General features: G+C 70.7%; 11 protein-coding genes. 6 read left to right on the forward strand and 5 right to left on the reverse strand.

Features of this window, described 5'->3' with window-relative positions; all coding sequences use genetic code 11:
* The first annotated feature begins 129 nt into the window (after window positions 1–129).
* From ID554_RS12670 to ID554_RS12695, 6 genes are all read left to right on the forward strand, one after another.
* A complete protein-coding gene (locus ID554_RS12670) occupies window positions 130–3,111 on the forward strand; it encodes a BTAD domain-containing putative transcriptional regulator (RefSeq protein ID WP_117230635.1) in 2,982 nt (993 codons plus the stop codon).
* Complete coding sequence (locus ID554_RS31620; protein ID WP_223884572.1) at window positions 3,108–4,526, forward strand: hypothetical protein; 1,419 nt, start codon at window positions 3,108–3,110, stop codon at window positions 4,524–4,526. The genes ID554_RS12670 and ID554_RS31620 overlap by 4 nt, the downstream gene beginning before the upstream one ends.
* Window positions 4,527–4,909: 383 nt before the next feature.
* The gene (locus ID554_RS12680; RefSeq protein WP_147333571.1) at window positions 4,910–6,130 is read left to right on the forward strand and encodes a chymotrypsin family serine protease; all 1,221 of its coding nucleotides are present in this window, start codon (window positions 4,910–4,912) and stop codon (window positions 6,128–6,130) included.
* 57 nt (window positions 6,131–6,187) lie between these two features.
* Window positions 6,188–6,766 carry a hypothetical protein gene (locus ID554_RS12685; RefSeq protein WP_223884573.1) on the forward strand — a complete coding sequence of 193 codons (579 nt, stop codon included), beginning with the start codon at window positions 6,188–6,190 and terminating at the stop codon, window positions 6,764–6,766.
* A gap of 376 nt (window positions 6,767–7,142) precedes the next feature.
* On the forward strand, window positions 7,143–8,528 hold the full coding sequence (locus ID554_RS12690) for a hypothetical protein (protein ID WP_117230654.1): 1,386 nt from the start codon (window positions 7,143–7,145) through the stop codon (window positions 8,526–8,528).
* Window positions 8,525–8,893 carry a hypothetical protein gene (locus ID554_RS12695; protein ID WP_117230637.1) on the forward strand — a complete coding sequence of 123 codons (369 nt, stop codon included), beginning with the start codon at window positions 8,525–8,527 and terminating at the stop codon, window positions 8,891–8,893. Before ID554_RS12690 ends, ID554_RS12695 begins: the two co-directional genes overlap by 4 nt.
* Window positions 8,894–9,212: 319 nt before the next feature.
* Here ID554_RS12695 and ID554_RS12700 read toward each other — a convergent pair whose 3' ends face one another.
* The 5 genes from ID554_RS12700 to ID554_RS12720 all read right to left on the reverse strand — a co-directional run bounded on the left by ID554_RS12700 (window position 9,213) and on the right by ID554_RS12720 (window position 14,945).
* Complete coding sequence (locus tag ID554_RS12700; protein WP_117230638.1) at window positions 9,213–10,007, reverse strand: hypothetical protein; 795 nt, start codon at window positions 10,005–10,007, stop codon at window positions 9,213–9,215.
* 8 nt (window positions 10,008–10,015) lie between these two features.
* A complete protein-coding gene (locus tag ID554_RS12705; protein ID WP_147333572.1) occupies window positions 10,016–11,278 on the reverse strand; it encodes an ATP-binding protein in 1,263 nt (420 codons plus the stop codon).
* Between the two features lie 149 nt (window positions 11,279–11,427).
* Window positions 11,428–11,859: a DUF3085 domain-containing protein gene (locus ID554_RS12710; RefSeq protein WP_158573827.1), complete on the reverse strand. Its 432-nt coding sequence runs from the start codon at window positions 11,857–11,859 to the stop codon at window positions 11,428–11,430.
* A 38-nt stretch (window positions 11,860–11,897) separates the two neighbouring features.
* The gene (locus tag ID554_RS12715) at window positions 11,898–13,070 is read right to left on the reverse strand and encodes an FAD-dependent monooxygenase (protein ID WP_117230641.1); all 1,173 of its coding nucleotides are present in this window, start codon (window positions 13,068–13,070) and stop codon (window positions 11,898–11,900) included.
* A gap of 282 nt (window positions 13,071–13,352) precedes the next feature.
* Entirely contained in the window at window positions 13,353–14,945 is a 1,593-nt protein-coding gene (locus tag ID554_RS12720; protein ID WP_117230642.1) for a VWA domain-containing protein, read from the reverse strand.
* Window positions 14,946–14,962: the final 17 nt, after the last annotated feature.

The raw sequence follows: 14,962 nt of genomic DNA on the forward strand, positions 1-14,962 counted from the left end.
GTGAGGTCGTGTCAGGTGGTGTGAGGTGCTGTCAGCAGCGGAACCCTGCCCATGGTTCCGTCTCGCTCCTACGTTCGGTGTCATCACCGCTGCGGCCGCCGATGGGGCGTCCGGGGAGGAGGTGGCGGGATGAGAGCACGGTTCTCGGCGGCGGTCGTGGTCGCGGCAGCACCCCTGGTGGTGCTGTATCTGGTAGGTGGGCCGGTTGTCTCGGTACCGACGGTCGGGCAGGTGCGCGCCTGGATGCATCAGCCGCTGACCTCGGGGTTCCTCATGGTGGTCTTTCAGGCCGCCGCGTGGATGCTCTGGGCATTGCTCGGCGCCGTCGTCACGCACCGAGCACGTCGGCGTCTCGCGGCTCGGCTGCGGTGGCGGTTCGCGGTGCGTCTGCCCGGTCCGATGCAGGGGCTTGCGGCGGCAGTGTTGGGCGCCACTGCCGTCACGTCTGCTGCCCTGCCCGTCGCCGCACACGCCGCCCCGGCCGCCGACACGAACCCTGACGCACTATCGACCGAGGGCACCACTGAGGCGCAGCAGAACCAAGGCACGGCGGTGCCAGTCGCGACCCGTGCGGGCATGGCAGTTCCGACGCAGCCCGACCAAGCCTGGGCTGACGGCGGCCTCTCCTCGGACGGAACATCCGGCCTCATCGGCACCGTCGCCGCCGACGGTTCCCGTACAGCTGACAATCTCTCGTTCACGGCGCGGCCTGCTGCCAGCAGCTCGACCGAGAGGACGTCCGAGCCGGGCGACACCTGCGTGGTGCGGCGCGGGGACACGCTGTCCGCGATCGCCAAGCGACGGCTGGGTGACGCCGATCGCTGGCCGGAGATCTGGGCGCTCAACCGCGGCAGGCACTTCGCCACGGTCGGCGGCACGTTCACCAGCCCCCACCTGATCCACCCCGGCTGGACCCTGGCCCTACCTCACGACGCGATCCCCCCAACCGCCATCACACCCCAACCTTCCAGACCCGACGTCGACCCGCCCGCCCCAGGGACGTCCGAGCCGGGCGAACCCGCCGCCACGCCGAGCCCACCCGCCGACCCACCGAGCGACGACGATGGCGCGGACTCCGGCTCCACGGCAGCGTCCCCGTCGGCGCCGTCCGTCTCAGGCACGCCCGCCACCAGCCCGTCGCCGCCGGGCAGCCGTTCAGGCCCAGCAGACGAGGGCATCGCGGTGGGGACAGGGAGCTGGATGGACCTCGGCCTCGCCGCCGCGATCACGGCAGCCGCCGCCCTGGTCTGGGCCCTGCGACGCCGCCGCTACCGGCCACAGCCGCCCGGCTCGCAGCGGCGGGGCGACGTCGACCTCGCGTCGCTTCCCACCGTCGTCACCCAGATTCGACGTGGCCTACGCCAGCGGCACACCGCAGACGACGTCGACATCCTCGGCACCGATCCCCCCAGGAACGATCTGACAGACGACCGGTCCACCTCCTCGGCGGGCGCTGACCGTCCAGCGTCAGCCGGCACAGACGGTGAGTCGACCGGCAAGGAGGATCTCGCTGGCGGACGGGGGCCGGTGGTGCCCGGGCGGGACAACGCGGTGGCGGCGGCATGGCCACCGGCAGGCCTCGGCCTGACCGGCCCCGGCGCACCGGCGGCCAGTCGAGGGTTCCTCACCGCCGCCCTCGCCGTTCACGGCGGCGGCACGGTGGTCATCCCCGCGACCACCGCCGCCACCCTCCTGGAGACCTCGGTGCTGCCGGATAGTCCCCGTTTGACCGTCACCGACGGACTCGCCGCCGCCCTGGACCTCTGCGAGACGCAGGCACTGCACCGCACCCGGCTGCTCTACCAGCACGAGGTCGACACCGTCGCCGACCTCCCCGACGCCGGCCACGAGGAACCGTTGCCGCCGGTGCTGCTCATCGCCGACGCGGCAGCCCGCCACGAACGCGCCCGCGTCGCCGCGCTCCTGGCCCAAGGGAACCGCCTCGACATCCACGGCGTCCTGCTCGGCCGGTGGCCCGAGGGCGACACCCTCGTCGTCGACACCGACGGCACCACCACCGCCGACGGCACCAGCCGTCACGCCACCGGCCCCGCCGATCTCGGCCGGCTCACCGTGCTCACCCCCACCGAGACGGTCGACCTGATCACCACCCTCGCCGAAACGCACACGGGACAACCCCCGTCGACCTATTCGGTCGACCTCCCCGCCGCCCCGACACCGACACCCGGCCCGCGCGCCGACAGCACCGCAGAAGCTGTGCCCGACGACGGCCACGCCTGCACCGCCGCAGCCGGCAGCGCCTACTCGGCACCAGAAGGCGCCGAGTTCCCCAGCGGCCGACAGGCAGTAGCGCCGTCGAGAAACAGCGATCAACCCGACACGACGCAGTCCGGCGGCCGCGTGGCGGTATGCACGCTCGGCACCGCCCGCATCGTCGAGATGGACACCACGATCCCCCTGCGCGCCAAGGCCCTCGAACTGCTCGTCTACCTCGTGGTCCACGACGGCGACGCCACCCAGGACGCCATCCTCGACGACCTGCTACCCGACGCCCCACGATCGAAGGCACCGCATCGCCTGCACACCTACGTGTCGGCCCTGCGCAAGACCCTGACCCGCACCGGCGGACCCGGTAGCTACCTCACCCATCCCGCCCGCCGCTACGCCCTCACCCGCGACCTGATGGACGTCGACCTGTGGCGCATGCGCGACGCCCTGCGTGCCGCGCACCGCGCCACCACCCCCGACACCCGGCTCGCCGCGCTGCGCACCGCAGTCGACGCCTACGGCGGTGCTCTCGCCGACGGATTCGACTACGAATGGATCGAGGTCCACCGCGAGGCGATCCGCCGCCAAGCCCTCGACGCCCACCTCGCCCTCGCCGCCGCCACCGGCGACCCGGCGGAAGCCGTCACCGTGCTGCAGGCCGCGATCCGCCACGACCCCTACGCCGAACCCGTCTACCAACAGGCGATGCGCGCCCACGCCGCGCTGGGACACCTCGACGAGGTCCGCGCCCTGCGCGAGACCCTCATCCACCGGCTCGACGACATCGACGCCACCCCCAGCAAGGACACCCTCGACCTCGCCGACCAACTCACCACCAGCCCTACACACGCTCGATCCGACAACGGCGGGCGGCGCTCATGACGCGGCACTCCCCAGCGGCATCCGGCGCTGTCCGCGGCACCTCCGACCAGACCGCCGCCGGCATCGGCGCCAGCGCGTACACCGCCCCCGCCGGCAGTAGCGGGGACACGACCGCGACGACGGCCTCCCCGGTGGGCGGTGGCACCGCACCGGAGTTCGGCGGTCGGTCCGCGTCGTCGAGACGTCACAGCACCGACGCGATGTCCCGCGACGCGCTCGACGCCGATCTGGCCACCGCTGTACGTCGCACGGCTCGCATGCGGCAGGCCTTCTACGTCCTGGTGCTCCTCGTCGCCCTCGTCGGACAGGTCACCGGCAGCGTCCACACCCTCGACATCCCGATCCTCGTCGCGATCCCCGCCGTCGCCGCACTCGAACTCGGCGGTGTGGTCGTCATGGCCAACGCCGACGTCCGACGCCGCCTCGGCGAACGCGCCCTGGCATCCCGGATCCTGTCCGCCGTCATCGCCGCCGCAGCCGTCACCTTCAACTGGATCGTCCACCCCGACCATCTCCTCGGTGGCTTCTACGCCGCCATGTCCGCCCTCGGCTACCTCGTCTGGCTCATGCACGCCGGCAACCAACGCCGCGACCGCCTCCGCGCCACCGGAGACCTCCCACCCACCCCACCCGCCTACGAGCTGTTCGGCCACTGGCTCCGCCACCCCGCCATCACCGTCCGCGCCCGCTCGATCGCCAAAGCCGACGGCCTCGACCTGTACGAATCCCTGGATGCAGCCCGCGTCGCGATCTCGCGGGAACATCGCCAGCACGCGATCGCCGCCGTGCTTCGTCGCAAGATCCGCAGGGCCGTGGATCCGACCACCGCCGCCATCGCCGTACACGTCTACGACCTCGACGAGATCGCGCAGCGGCTCGCGGCAACCGCCGACTACGCCGGGCTGACCACGCTCTTCGCCGCGGACCTAGCACCTGAAACGATCATCGCGAGACAGCATGCCGGTCGCCGCCGCCGATGGTGGGACCGGCGCCCCTCAGCGACGCCGACTACGGTGCCGCCGCAACGTGCGCCAAGCGCGCCAGGTCCTGCCGAGCAGAAACAGCAGCCCGCGACGGATACCCATCCGACATCGGCACCAGACGACAGGAAGTCGGTGCCCACACCCTGTCCCAGCACGTCGACCGGGCCGAGCACCGCTGGCGGGCCCGCCAGCGACCACGGAGAACCCACGAGCACAGCGGAGGCGGTGGCCTACTGGCTACGAAAGGAACCAGACCTTGCACCTGAAGCCCTCGCCGAAAAGATCGGCAGGTCACTGCGATCGGTCTACCGACACCTGCCAGCCGACTATCCCCGGCGGCCAGGTGTCGCGCGAGAGCATGGACGCCCTGTGGGTTCCGGACGGCGCGAGGGCCCGCCGGCTGACATGCCTGCCAGCCGGCGGCGCCCATAGCAAGGAGGCGGTCGGCGAAGCCGCAGCAGACGGCGGGTAGGACCGGGCTGCCGGCGTAGGGCAGGGTCGAATGGCAGTTGATGCAGCCCTCCCAGTCCATGGTCCAGGCCGTACCTGCGGCAACGGATAGGAATTCGAGGACACGGACGAGCCGCAACATGGCCAGAAGTTTGGCTCACGGTAGTGAAACCGCTACCGATAGGCATTGACACTCGTCGTATCGATCGGTAGAAACGAGCCATCCTGGTGGTCGGTACTTACCGCCACCGCCGATGAGCGAGGCGGAAGCTCCAGCAACGTGCTTGGGGCTTCATCGCTGTGACCCTGGGGAGGTCAGAAACGTGCGGAAGCGTTCCCGGAGGCTCGTTCCAACTATCGCAGGCGTGCTGGTGGCGGCACTCGCCGCCGCAGCCCCTGCGGCAGCCGATCCCGGCGGCCGTCCGCTGCCCTCCGAGGTTCGATCGACGGAGGAGAGGCAGCTAGTCGATGAACTCGGGGTTCAGCCACCCGACGTGGACGCCAAAGTACTGCGAGCATCCAGCGTGGCTCGGCAGATCCAGCAGGTCATCGACGAGGGCCACGATCAGGGGTTCGGTTCGTTGCAGCTGGTTCGCGACACCGGCGCGGTGGAACTGCGCTGGAAGGGCAACCTACCCGCAGCGGTCGACGAGGCCGTCAGGGCAGGACGCCGTGACGTGCCGGTCGCGGTGGTCGGCAGCAAGTTCACGCTGGCCGAGCTGACTGCGGAGATCCATCGCCTGTTCAAGGCTCCAGCCTCACAGCTTGGCGGTGAACTGGTGACTGCGGCACCACTGCCAGACGCGAGCGGGCTCAAGCTCTCTGTCGCTGGCACCACGAGCGTCGCCGCGGTTACCAGCAACCTACGCGCGAACAGGATTCCCGTTCAGGTGACAGCCGGATCGGCGATTCAGCCGGCCGGACGCTGGGACGATGTCACGCCGTTCTGGGGCGGCAGCGTCATCTGGACAGGCACCGGCAGCCTCTGCACCGCCGGGTTCGCAGCCAGAACGTCCACTAACGCCCAGGTAATGATCACCGCACGGCACTGCGGAGCGAACACCAACTGGTACACCCCGCTCTACCAACTCTACGTCGGGCGCTCCAACAGTGGCTCAGCGGCTCTCGATGCCATGACCATCAGCGAGCAGACCTACCAGGGCGCCGTCTTCACCGGCCCCTTCAACTCCAACTACGGCGTACCGATCGTAGGTTGGGCCAGTGCCGTCCTCAACGACGTGGCCTGCACCTCCGGTGGCCTGAGCGGCAACGACTGCAACACCAGAATCACGGAAACCAACATCTACTTCAACCTGAACGGAAACGTCACTGGCCCAGCGTTTGTCACCGAACACTTGGCAGGGGTTGCATCCGTCGGTCAGGGTGACAGCGGTGGGCCGACGATCGGCTATGACACCGGCGGTTTCAGGGCGTTGGGCATCATCAGCGCCGTCGCGACCGGGCAGCAGTTCGAGGGCACCTGCCAGGGGTATGACTACACCGGGCGCGTGTGCTCGCGGGTCGCGTTGCACATCAATATCGGCAGCATTCTGTCGCACTTCAACCTGACCATCGCCACCAGCTGACCCTATGACCTGCTGTCGGGCCACACATCGATGTGGCCCGACGGCAGGTCCGCAGCTATGCTGAATCTTGCCATGCGTATACAACGAATCGGCTTGGTCGCAGCAGCCAGCTTCCTGGCGGCGACAGCAGGGTGCGCCGGATCCGAAGCCAACGATCCTGGACAACCGGCGGGGCCAAAACCGGCCCAAAACCGGGAACTTTTGACGACGCCCTCCACGACTCTCGGTGACACACCGCGAGAACTGCTGATCCGGGACGCCGAACGCACCTATCCCACCAACTCGTACTCAGGCATGAGCGCCGACGGAGCGGCGCTGGTGATCCACCGCGTGCCAGTGCCACGAGTGGACAAGATCGACACCGATCTGCGCCTTCGACACCCGGAGGTCCAGTTGGCCTTCGCCGACGCGCAACATCCACGCACCGTGCTCAACGAGGTGTCGGACAGCATCAAGAAGGACATCCCGTACTGGCAAATCGAAGGAGTGGCCATCGCGGTCGTGGCACCCCGCGCCGACGGATCCGGCGTCATGGTCATGGTCGACCAACCGACCGCGGACCTGGCCGCTGCCATGCGGGAACGATACGAGTTCCCGAACCTCAAGCTGACCCAAGGCGAGATCGGCGCCGCCTGACGCCCCTTCGTCCTCATGCAGATCAACCTGGCACCAATTCGGGACGTGGCCGGGCCGCCGCTGCGGCGTCAGTGCCGCGTTGCGGAATGCGGTCGCTCGGTCGGCGCGAGGGCGACAGAATGGCCGCGACCATGGTGATCGGGCGGTGGGGACGGGGCGTCGGTGGGCGGGGTGTCGCTGGGAACGACGTTGCGCCGGTGGCTGCGCAACATGAGTGTCGGCTCGAGCGAGTTGCCTGAACGTGACTATCTGCCTGAGCTGCCGCCTGCCGCCTGCCGAGTGGCTGTGGGCTGGGGCTGGCGGCTTCGATCGACGTGTTAGTCCAGCGGAGTTCTCTGGCGGGTTGCTGACGGTGGCCCGCGATGGCGAGCCGGGTATGCGGGCCGCGGCCGTGGATGCGCTTGGTTCCGCCGAGGCGCGGTGGTGGTTGGCGGTGGATGCAGGGCTGCGGGAGCAGTGGTGGTCGGCGCCGCGCTGGTCGCGGAGCCTCGCGGCGGATTTGGCTGACGGCGAGGCGGAGCTGCTGCACTTGGTCATAGCCGGCTGCCACCGTGACGGGCGGATCCGCGAGGCGGCGGTCGCTCATCTGGCTGATCACGCGCACCCGGCGGCGCTGGCGGTGCTGGCGATTCGGACGGTCGACTGGGTCGCTGAGGTGCGTCAGCGGGCACGCAGTGCGGTGCAGGGTTGGTTGTCGTCATCGCAGGGGTCGTTGGCCCAGCTCGCGGAGATGGCGTTCGCCCTGCGCGGTCGGGGTGAGGGCGCCTGGTTGGCCGAGCGCGTCGAGGGTGTCCTGCGGGACCTGCCGTTGGATGGCTTGGAGCCGTTGCTGATGGCGCGGGATCGACGGACCCGGCGGGCGGCGTACCGCGCTGCGACAACCGGGGGCCTGTTGGGTTTGCGCTGGTTGACAACGGCCGCGATGAAAGACGACGACCTGCCGATTCGGGCCCTGTGCGCCCGGGCTGCTGTGGAGTCCGCGACGAGTCCGGCTCAGCTGCGTGGGCTGCTTGTCAGCCGTACTGCGCTGGTTCGGGCTGAGGCGCTGCAGGCCGTGACCGCAGTCGGTGATCTGAGGGCGGCTGAGGCGGCTCTGCCTGATCGGCATCCCCTGGTGCGGGCCATCGCTCAGGCCGTGCTCCGCCGCAGCGGCGCGGATCCGGCAGAGTCTTATCGCACGCTCGCCGGGTGGGAGCTACCGGCGCCGGGGGCGATTGCGGGGCTGGGCGAGACCGGTGACGCCGAGGACGCCCGCCTGGTTCAGCGGTGGCTGGCGCATCCACGTTCGCGTGGTCGGGTCGAAGCGGTCCGAGCGTTGCGTCGCCTCGGCGTGACTCCGTCGGCTGAACTGGTACCACTGCTGCGCGACGAGTCTGGAGCGGTGACCCGCCAGGTGGTGGTCGCCCTGCGACACGATCTCGGCATCCTTGACCCGGGAAGGCTGCAGGCGCTGCTCGGTCCGGGCAACCCGGCTCATGTCCGGTTCGCGGGCTATCGGCTTCTGACGGCGGGGAACGCCTGGCAACGGCTGGTCACCAACCTGCGGCTGATCGATGATCTCGACGACCGGTTGCGTGGCAGTGCGCGGGCGGACCTCACCGGGTGGCTCGATCGGCAGGCGGCCACGATCTACCACGGGCCGTCCCGCGAGCGTGCGGCCGAACTCGACAAGCTGATCGAGCATGCTCGCCCGATCCTGGGCGAGCACAAGGTCCGGTTGCTGCGGTTCCACGCCGGTCTGCCTCACCAGGCGGCGCTGTGACCAGCGGCGACATGCCTCGTCCGCTCAGTGACATTGAACGAGGCGTCATCGCGCGTCTGCTGGCGGTGCCGTTCCCTGGACGCGATGAGCTGCGCGCCCAGTTGCCGTTCGCGACTGTTGAGGGTCAGTGCCGCTGCGGCTGTGCGACCGTCAACCTTGTTGTGGCCCACACCGCAGCGCCGGCCCCGGTACTGTCCGGTGCGCCGGTGTCGGCTGACCTCAGTGACGGCGAGTTCTACGCCGGCGTCGTGCTACTCGTCGATGGTCAGGGCTATCTGTCCTGCTTGGAGACCTACTCCATCGGCGACGAACCCGTTCGGCAGTTCCCGCCCGTTGAGCAGATCAACGCTCGTCCGCAGCGGTGACCGCCGGCCTTCGTGCGGCTGGGGTTGGTGGTGGACGGCGATGTCGGCGGCGAGCAGCCATAACAGGGCGTCGGTGACCGGGCGTGGTATCGCGCGGCGGTGACGGGCCATGAGCGCGAGCCCTCTTTCCGGGTTGACGGTGGGCAGGGTGGTGGCCCGTCACCGCCCGAGGCCGGCGGCATGGGTCGACGCGGTCGGGTACGCCGCGGGCGGTGGTGGGCCGGGTGCAGTGACGCTCGACTTCAGGCATTGATCAAGTCGTTGCCGTGGCCGGGGCGGCGACGCTGCTGTGCGCGGTCCCCGCGACGCGCATTGCGGGTCAGGGCTTGTCGAGGTTGAGGCGTCGGCGTTCGGCGGCGAGGAGCGCGCGGGCCGGTTGGTGCCAGGTGTCGTCGTCGAGTGGGGCGGGGACGGTGCCGTCGGCGAGTGCCTGCAGCGCGGGGATGTGTGCGGCGTACGGGTCGCCGAGTGCGGCCAGGTCGGTGCAGGCGCGCGCTATGTCGGTGCGGATCTTCGCCGTCCATGGGCCGGGTCGGCCCCAGGTGTCGCGGCGGCGTCCGCGGATGGGTCTTTCGCACAGGTGGTAGGCCAGCCACACCACGGGTGGGTGCACGCCGCTGGCCTCGGCGAGGAGGGCGACCTTGTCGTAGTCGCCGGCCTGGTCGCCGCGGAACGGGCGGTGGCCGACCGGGCGGGGGTTGGTCAGCAGGCGCCAGTAGCCGGGATACACCGCGGTGGAGGCGACCAGTTCCTTCGCCGAGCGAAAGCCACCATCGGTCAGCGCTTGGGGAAGCTGGTCGAGCAGGAGGTGGGCTAGTTCCCGGCGCACGGCGGGCACGCTCGGGTCGTCGGCCCGCCAGTTGCGGTCCCGGCCGGCACGTCGAGCGGCGGGGGTGGGGTCGATGTGCGGCAGCGTGGTGCCGTCGGCGAGCATGCCGAGCAGCCGGGCGGCGAAGTCGCTGAGGAGGTGTTCGAATCCGCGGCTGCGGTCGTGGTAGTCGGGGATCGGTGTCCAGTGGCCGCCGCCGCGGTGCCCGACCCGGTGCGCGGATTCGTGGAGCAGCACCAGCAGGGTCTGGTGTCGGTCGGCGAGCACATCGCGGTGGATGGCCACGTGTCCGGTCAGCGGCCGGTAGAGGCCGTCGGCGCAGGGGACTCGTCGCTGTGGTCGTACACCTTCACGTGGTGCAACGCGAACGGGCCGATCGCGGAGCGCACCAGCTGGCAGCACTCGTCGAGCAGGGCGCGTTCCGCGTCGGTCAGGGCTTTCTGGCTGACCCAGTTGGTCCGGTTGCGGTTGCGGGCGTGGTGGCGTCTCTGGCGGGCGCGGGCCGCCTCGACGCCGAGGAGATTCATGACGGCCATCTGTTCGTACCTGCCCAGGCCGGTGGTGGCCAGCTCAGCGTGGCCGGTGTCTTTGAGGTCCAGTGCCGCCTCCTCACCGCCCGGCACGCTGAAGTAGGTCTGCTCGGGCAGGTGGGTGCGGCCCCAGGCCCGCCACGCGGCGCGGGGGCGGGGCAGCCGCACCGCGTCGAAGAACTGTTCCTGTTCGCGTAGCTTCCCGCCGCCGAGCAGATGCCGGGCGAACAGGTCGATGGTCTGTGGGTCTTCGCTGTCGGCGAGGATGCGGCGCACGGCGGTGCGTAACGCGGCGGCTTCCACGAGGGTGCGGTCGCGGTTCTGCAGCGCCTTGTGGTTTAGGGACAGGTCGTAGGAGGCGAGGAAGCCTGGCATGCGGGTGACGAGCACTCCGCCGATCCATACCCGTCCCGGTTGGCCGTCGCGTACGCACACGCCTGGTGCTGGGGGCGGCTGGTAGCCGGGCTCGGCCAGGGCACGGAAGCGTCCGATGGCCTCCTGCGCCAACTGCTGGGGGCACTCGACGGTGAAGGTGGTGCGGGTGTTGGGGTGGAAGCGGTAGACGAGGACTTCGCTGCCCTGCGCGGAGCGCGACGGGATCAGACCGCCGAGGAGCTTGCGGCGTTCGACGGTGGGGACGAAGCCGTATCCGACGGTCTCGCAGCGCACGCCGCCGATCTGCGGACTGCGGGCCAGCACGAGGCAGGCGAGTTTCTTGCCCTCGCCGAACTGGCCGATCTGTTCGGCGGACTTGGTCGAGACGCCCAGGATGAGGCCCTCCTCGGGGATACCCGGTCCCCCGTCGGCGATGGTCAGCGTCCCTTCGGCCCAGCTGACCTGGGCGTTCGGGTCTTCGTCGAGCGCGTTCGCGATCAGCTCGGACAGCGCCCGTACGGGCGTCCACGACTGCACGTACTCCGGCGAGATGGGGTAGGCCAAGCTGTCGGTGTCCGCAGCGGCTCCGCCCACGGAATCCGGGCTGGTAACGGGATCCTGGGCGCTGGTGGCGCGATTCGTGTTGGACACGGAACTCCTCAGGAAACGGCGACACCGCGACCGATGCCGGTCGCGGTGTCGGAAGGCGGGGATGAGGACCCGTACACGGGATGTCGGGTCGATGTGCAGGCCCGACGGCCCCGCCTCGCGGTGCGGGCGGGGCCGTCGGGTGGCGGGGCTCAGTCGGGGCGGCGGGTACGGGCGACCCGCACCTCGAAGGTCTCCGCGCTGACGACCAGGTCCAGCCACCGAAAGCCGGCGGCGTGTGCGGCGCGCAGTTCCTCGATCAGCGGGGCGGGTTCCTCGGTGAGGTGCAGATGCTCGACGAAGTCGTCGCCACCGAGGTCACGGTCAGCGCGGTGGCCGTCGACGCGGGGGTTCCAACCGTGGGCGTGGACGGTCAGGTTCGCCCCGGGCCGGTCGGGGTCCTGCAGTCGGGGCAGGCCGTTGGACATCAGGTACACGCCGTCGTCGTGAACCCACTCCAACGCCCCCGCGCAGGAGGTCTGGTCCTCTCGTTCGGTGAAGGAGGGGACGTGCTGGTCGGCGGCGACGGCGTGCTCGGCCAGTCGCAGCGTGGCGGTGAGATCGAAGTAGAGATGCAGTGCCATCGGTGGGCTCTCCTGTGGTGAAGGGGTTGTCGGGCAGGTCAGGGGTGGTTGCCGAGGTGCGCGCCGAGCGGTGGCCCTTGCCGCACGGCGGTGACGGCGTCGGGTAGGCAGCGGCGTTGCCATCCGTGCAGGGCTGTCGGGAGGTCGGCGTCCCACCGGTGGTGTTGGGTGAAGACGGCGGTGAGGGCGGCGGCCTGTTCGATGCCGTTGTTGGCGCCCCGGGCGGTGTGTGGCCGCACGGGGGCCAGGGCGTCGCCGAGCAGCACCGCCCATCCGGCGCCGACGGGCCAGACCATGCGGGTGGGTGCGTCGATGTCCATCACCGGCACGGCCATCCGGGTGGTGGTGGCGTGCACGGTGGCGGCGTGCGGGGCGGGCAGGACCTGGGCGGCGCGGATGTCGACGTGTGCGCGGGCGGCGGCGCTGACGTGGTGCGGCATCGCGAACATCCGTCGCTGCGGCGGCGCCCCGAAACGGTGGGTGTAGTCGGCGGGGCTGCAGTCGAGGTACAGGGTCCAGTCCAGTCCGTCGGGGACCGGTGCGACGTTGTACTGGCAGCCGGTGCCCGCCTCTAGGCGCAGGAAGTCCCGCATGGTCCCGGATCCGGTGGGGGTGTGTCCGCGGTGGGCGACGTAGCCGGCGTAGTGCAGTCGGCGGCGCGGGTCGAGCAGGCGACGGCCGGTGGAGGATCGGCCGTCGGCGAACACCACCAGGTCCGCCAGGGCGTGGGAGTCGTCGCCGAATCGGAGTCGTGGCTGCCTGTGGTGCTGGTCGAGGTGGGTGAGGCGTCGGCCCGTCTGCAGGACGCCGTCGGGCAGGCGGCGGGTGAGCGCGTGGTGCAGCAGCGACCAGGTGGTGGAGCGCCCCGGATACCGCCGTCGGGTGGTGTGGATGGGCTGGCGGGCGCGGACGGTGACCTCTATGACGGTCTCGGAGGTGTTGGTGATGAACTCGCTCTGGTCGATGCCGAGGCGGTCGAGGACGTCGAGGGCGGGGTGTTCCAGGCCGATGAGTCCGCCACCGCGCGGTGCCGCGGCGGGGGCGGCTTCGTAGACGGTGATGTGGTCGAAGCCGGCCTGTAGTAGGAGCAGGGCGGTGGTGGCGCCGGTGAGGGAGCCACCGACCACGGCGATGCGTGGTTGCGGCCCTCGCGGGTGGGACGCGTAGGTGGGGCGCGGCGCGTGGCCGGGTGGGATGTGCGGCTGTGACATCCGGGTGTCCTTCCGATAGGCAGAGAAGCCCGGGCACGGCCGTACGGCCGTGCCCGGGGTGCGCTGGTGCGCGGGTGGCCGGGCATCGGCCGTGGTGGGTGCGGTGTAGATCAGGTCAGGTCAGTGCCCTGCCTCGCCGGAGGCGGCGACGGCGGGACGGGCCTGGGTCGACGTGGCGGCTGCTGGTCGCTCGGGTGAGTGGCGGCAGCATGCGCGGCAGCGAGCGCAGCAGGTCGAGAACCTCGCTGGCGCCCTGGGCGGGAGCCGGGGCGGGTGCTGGGATCACGCCTGTTCGAGTGCGGTGACGGCGGCGTCGGCGATGGCGTCGACCGCGTGGACCGGGTCGTCGACCAGCAGCGTGGTGGTGTGGGTGAAGGTGTGCCCGGTCAGGGCGGCGGGTCGCAGCCACAGCACCGCGCATCCGGACTGGTGCAGGGTGGTGATGAGCCGTTGCGCGGAGTCGAGGTTGGGTAGGTCGCCGTCGGAGACGACGGCGAGCATCCGCACTCGGCCGGGTTGCCGCAGGTGCAGGAGTTGGTCGGCGAGTTTGACTGCGTCGAGGAACGCGGTGCTCCCGCCGCCGATCCCCATCTCCAGGACTTCGGTGGGGTGGCGGCGGGGCGGGACGAGCAGGGTGGCGCCGGTGCTGAAGCTGATCGTGGTGGTGGTGGCCTGGTTGGTGCGGGCGGCGTGGGCGAGGATCCATCCGGCGGAGGACATGGGTGCGGCGTAGGCGTACATGGAGCCGGAGGTGTCGACGAGTACGCCCAGGTGCAGGTGTGGCTTGGGTGGCGGTGTCTGGGTGCGCCGTTGCCACGGTGTGGCGGTGGGCATGCTGCTGGCGGCGATCTGTGCCTTCGCGGTGATGGCATGGCGGGTGCGTAGCCGTCCGGGCGGTGTCGGGCTGGGGCGGGTGTCGGGTTCGGGGACGTGGGTGCGGGCTCGGCGGAGCCGGGCGGCGAGGTGGTGGGCGGCGGCCCGCTCGGTGTCGGTGGGTTCGCGGCGGGTCCAGGTGGTGGGGGCGCCGTGTCGGGACTGGATCTGCTGGTCGGCGTACTGGGCGGGGGTGAGGCCGAGGGCGTGGGCGAGGTAGTCGGCCATGGCGTGGGCGAGGTGCCCGGCGAACTGGCCGGGGTCGGGTCGTGGGGGTTGTGGACGCTGGTGGGGGTCGATGCCGAGGATGTGGCACCACCGCCACGCCAGGTCGATCATCGTGGCGGCGTCGGTGTCGTCGACGGTGTGCGCTTGCCGCCATACGTCCCGCAGCTGCCGCAGGGTGGTGCGGCCCAGGACGGTGGTGATGGCGGCGCGGACGCCTTTGACGTCCTTGGCGGTGACGATGCGGGCGTCGACCCGGGCCAGGAGGAGGCCGGCGAGGTGAGCGGCGTGCCATGCGTCGTCCACCGGGGTGTCGTCCGGTTGCAGCAGGGTCGTGGCGGCGTGGCGAAGCCACTTTCGGTCACCGCGACGTCTGCTGCGGTGGCGGTTCTCGGCGCGGGACTCTTCGAGTACGGCGGCGACGTCGGCGACGACCGGCGGGGTGTTCGTGGGGGTGTCCCACAGGCTGTGGGTGGCATGGGCGGCCTCGTGGACGAGTAGCCCGTAGGCGGTGGGCACGACCCGTTTGTGACCCGCTTTGTACGGGTTGGTGATCTCGGGTGCGCCGATGTGGGTGGCGTCGACCTCGATGCGGCGCGCGCCGGGCAGGAAGCGGGCGGGGGCTGCGCCGCCGGCGCCGGGGGCGACGGTGACGGTCAGGTCGTGGCGGCCGGTCAGGGTCGGCAGGTGCCGGGTCCAGGCGTCGCTCCACGGCCGCCAGTCCGGGTCGCCGGCCGTTGCGGGGCCCGTGGTGCGGTGGGTTGAGGGATGCGGCATGACGGTGGCCTCTCTGA

Origin of the sequence: Micromonospora craniellae (assembly GCF_014764405.1) — a bacterium.
GTDB classification, from domain to species: domain Bacteria; phylum Actinomycetota; class Actinomycetes; order Mycobacteriales; family Micromonosporaceae; genus Micromonospora; species Micromonospora craniellae.

Bases quoted from the DNA above. Each gene is read 5' to 3' on its own strand.
- ID554_RS12670 (WP_117230635.1), top strand. From the start codon at position 130: ATGAGAGCACGGTTCTCGGCGGCGGTCGTGGTCGCGGCAGCACCCCTG.
- ID554_RS31620 (WP_223884572.1), top strand. From the start codon at position 3,108: ATGACGCGGCACTCCCCAGCGGCATCCGGCGCTGTCCGCGGCACCTCC.
- ID554_RS12685 (WP_223884573.1), top strand. From the start codon at position 6,188: ATGCTGAATCTTGCCATGCGTATACAACGAATCGGCTTGGTCGCAGCA.
- ID554_RS12690 (WP_117230654.1), top strand. From the start codon at position 7,143: ATGCGGGCCGCGGCCGTGGATGCGCTTGGTTCCGCCGAGGCGCGGTGG.
- ID554_RS12710 (WP_158573827.1), bottom strand. From the start codon at position 11,859: ATGGCACTGCATCTCTACTTCGATCTCACCGCCACGCTGCGACTGGCC.
- ID554_RS12715 (WP_117230641.1), bottom strand. From the start codon at position 13,070: ATGTCACAGCCGCACATCCCACCCGGCCACGCGCCGCGCCCCACCTAC.
- ID554_RS12720 (WP_117230642.1), bottom strand. From the start codon at position 14,945: ATGCCGCATCCCTCAACCCACCGCACCACGGGCCCCGCAACGGCCGGC.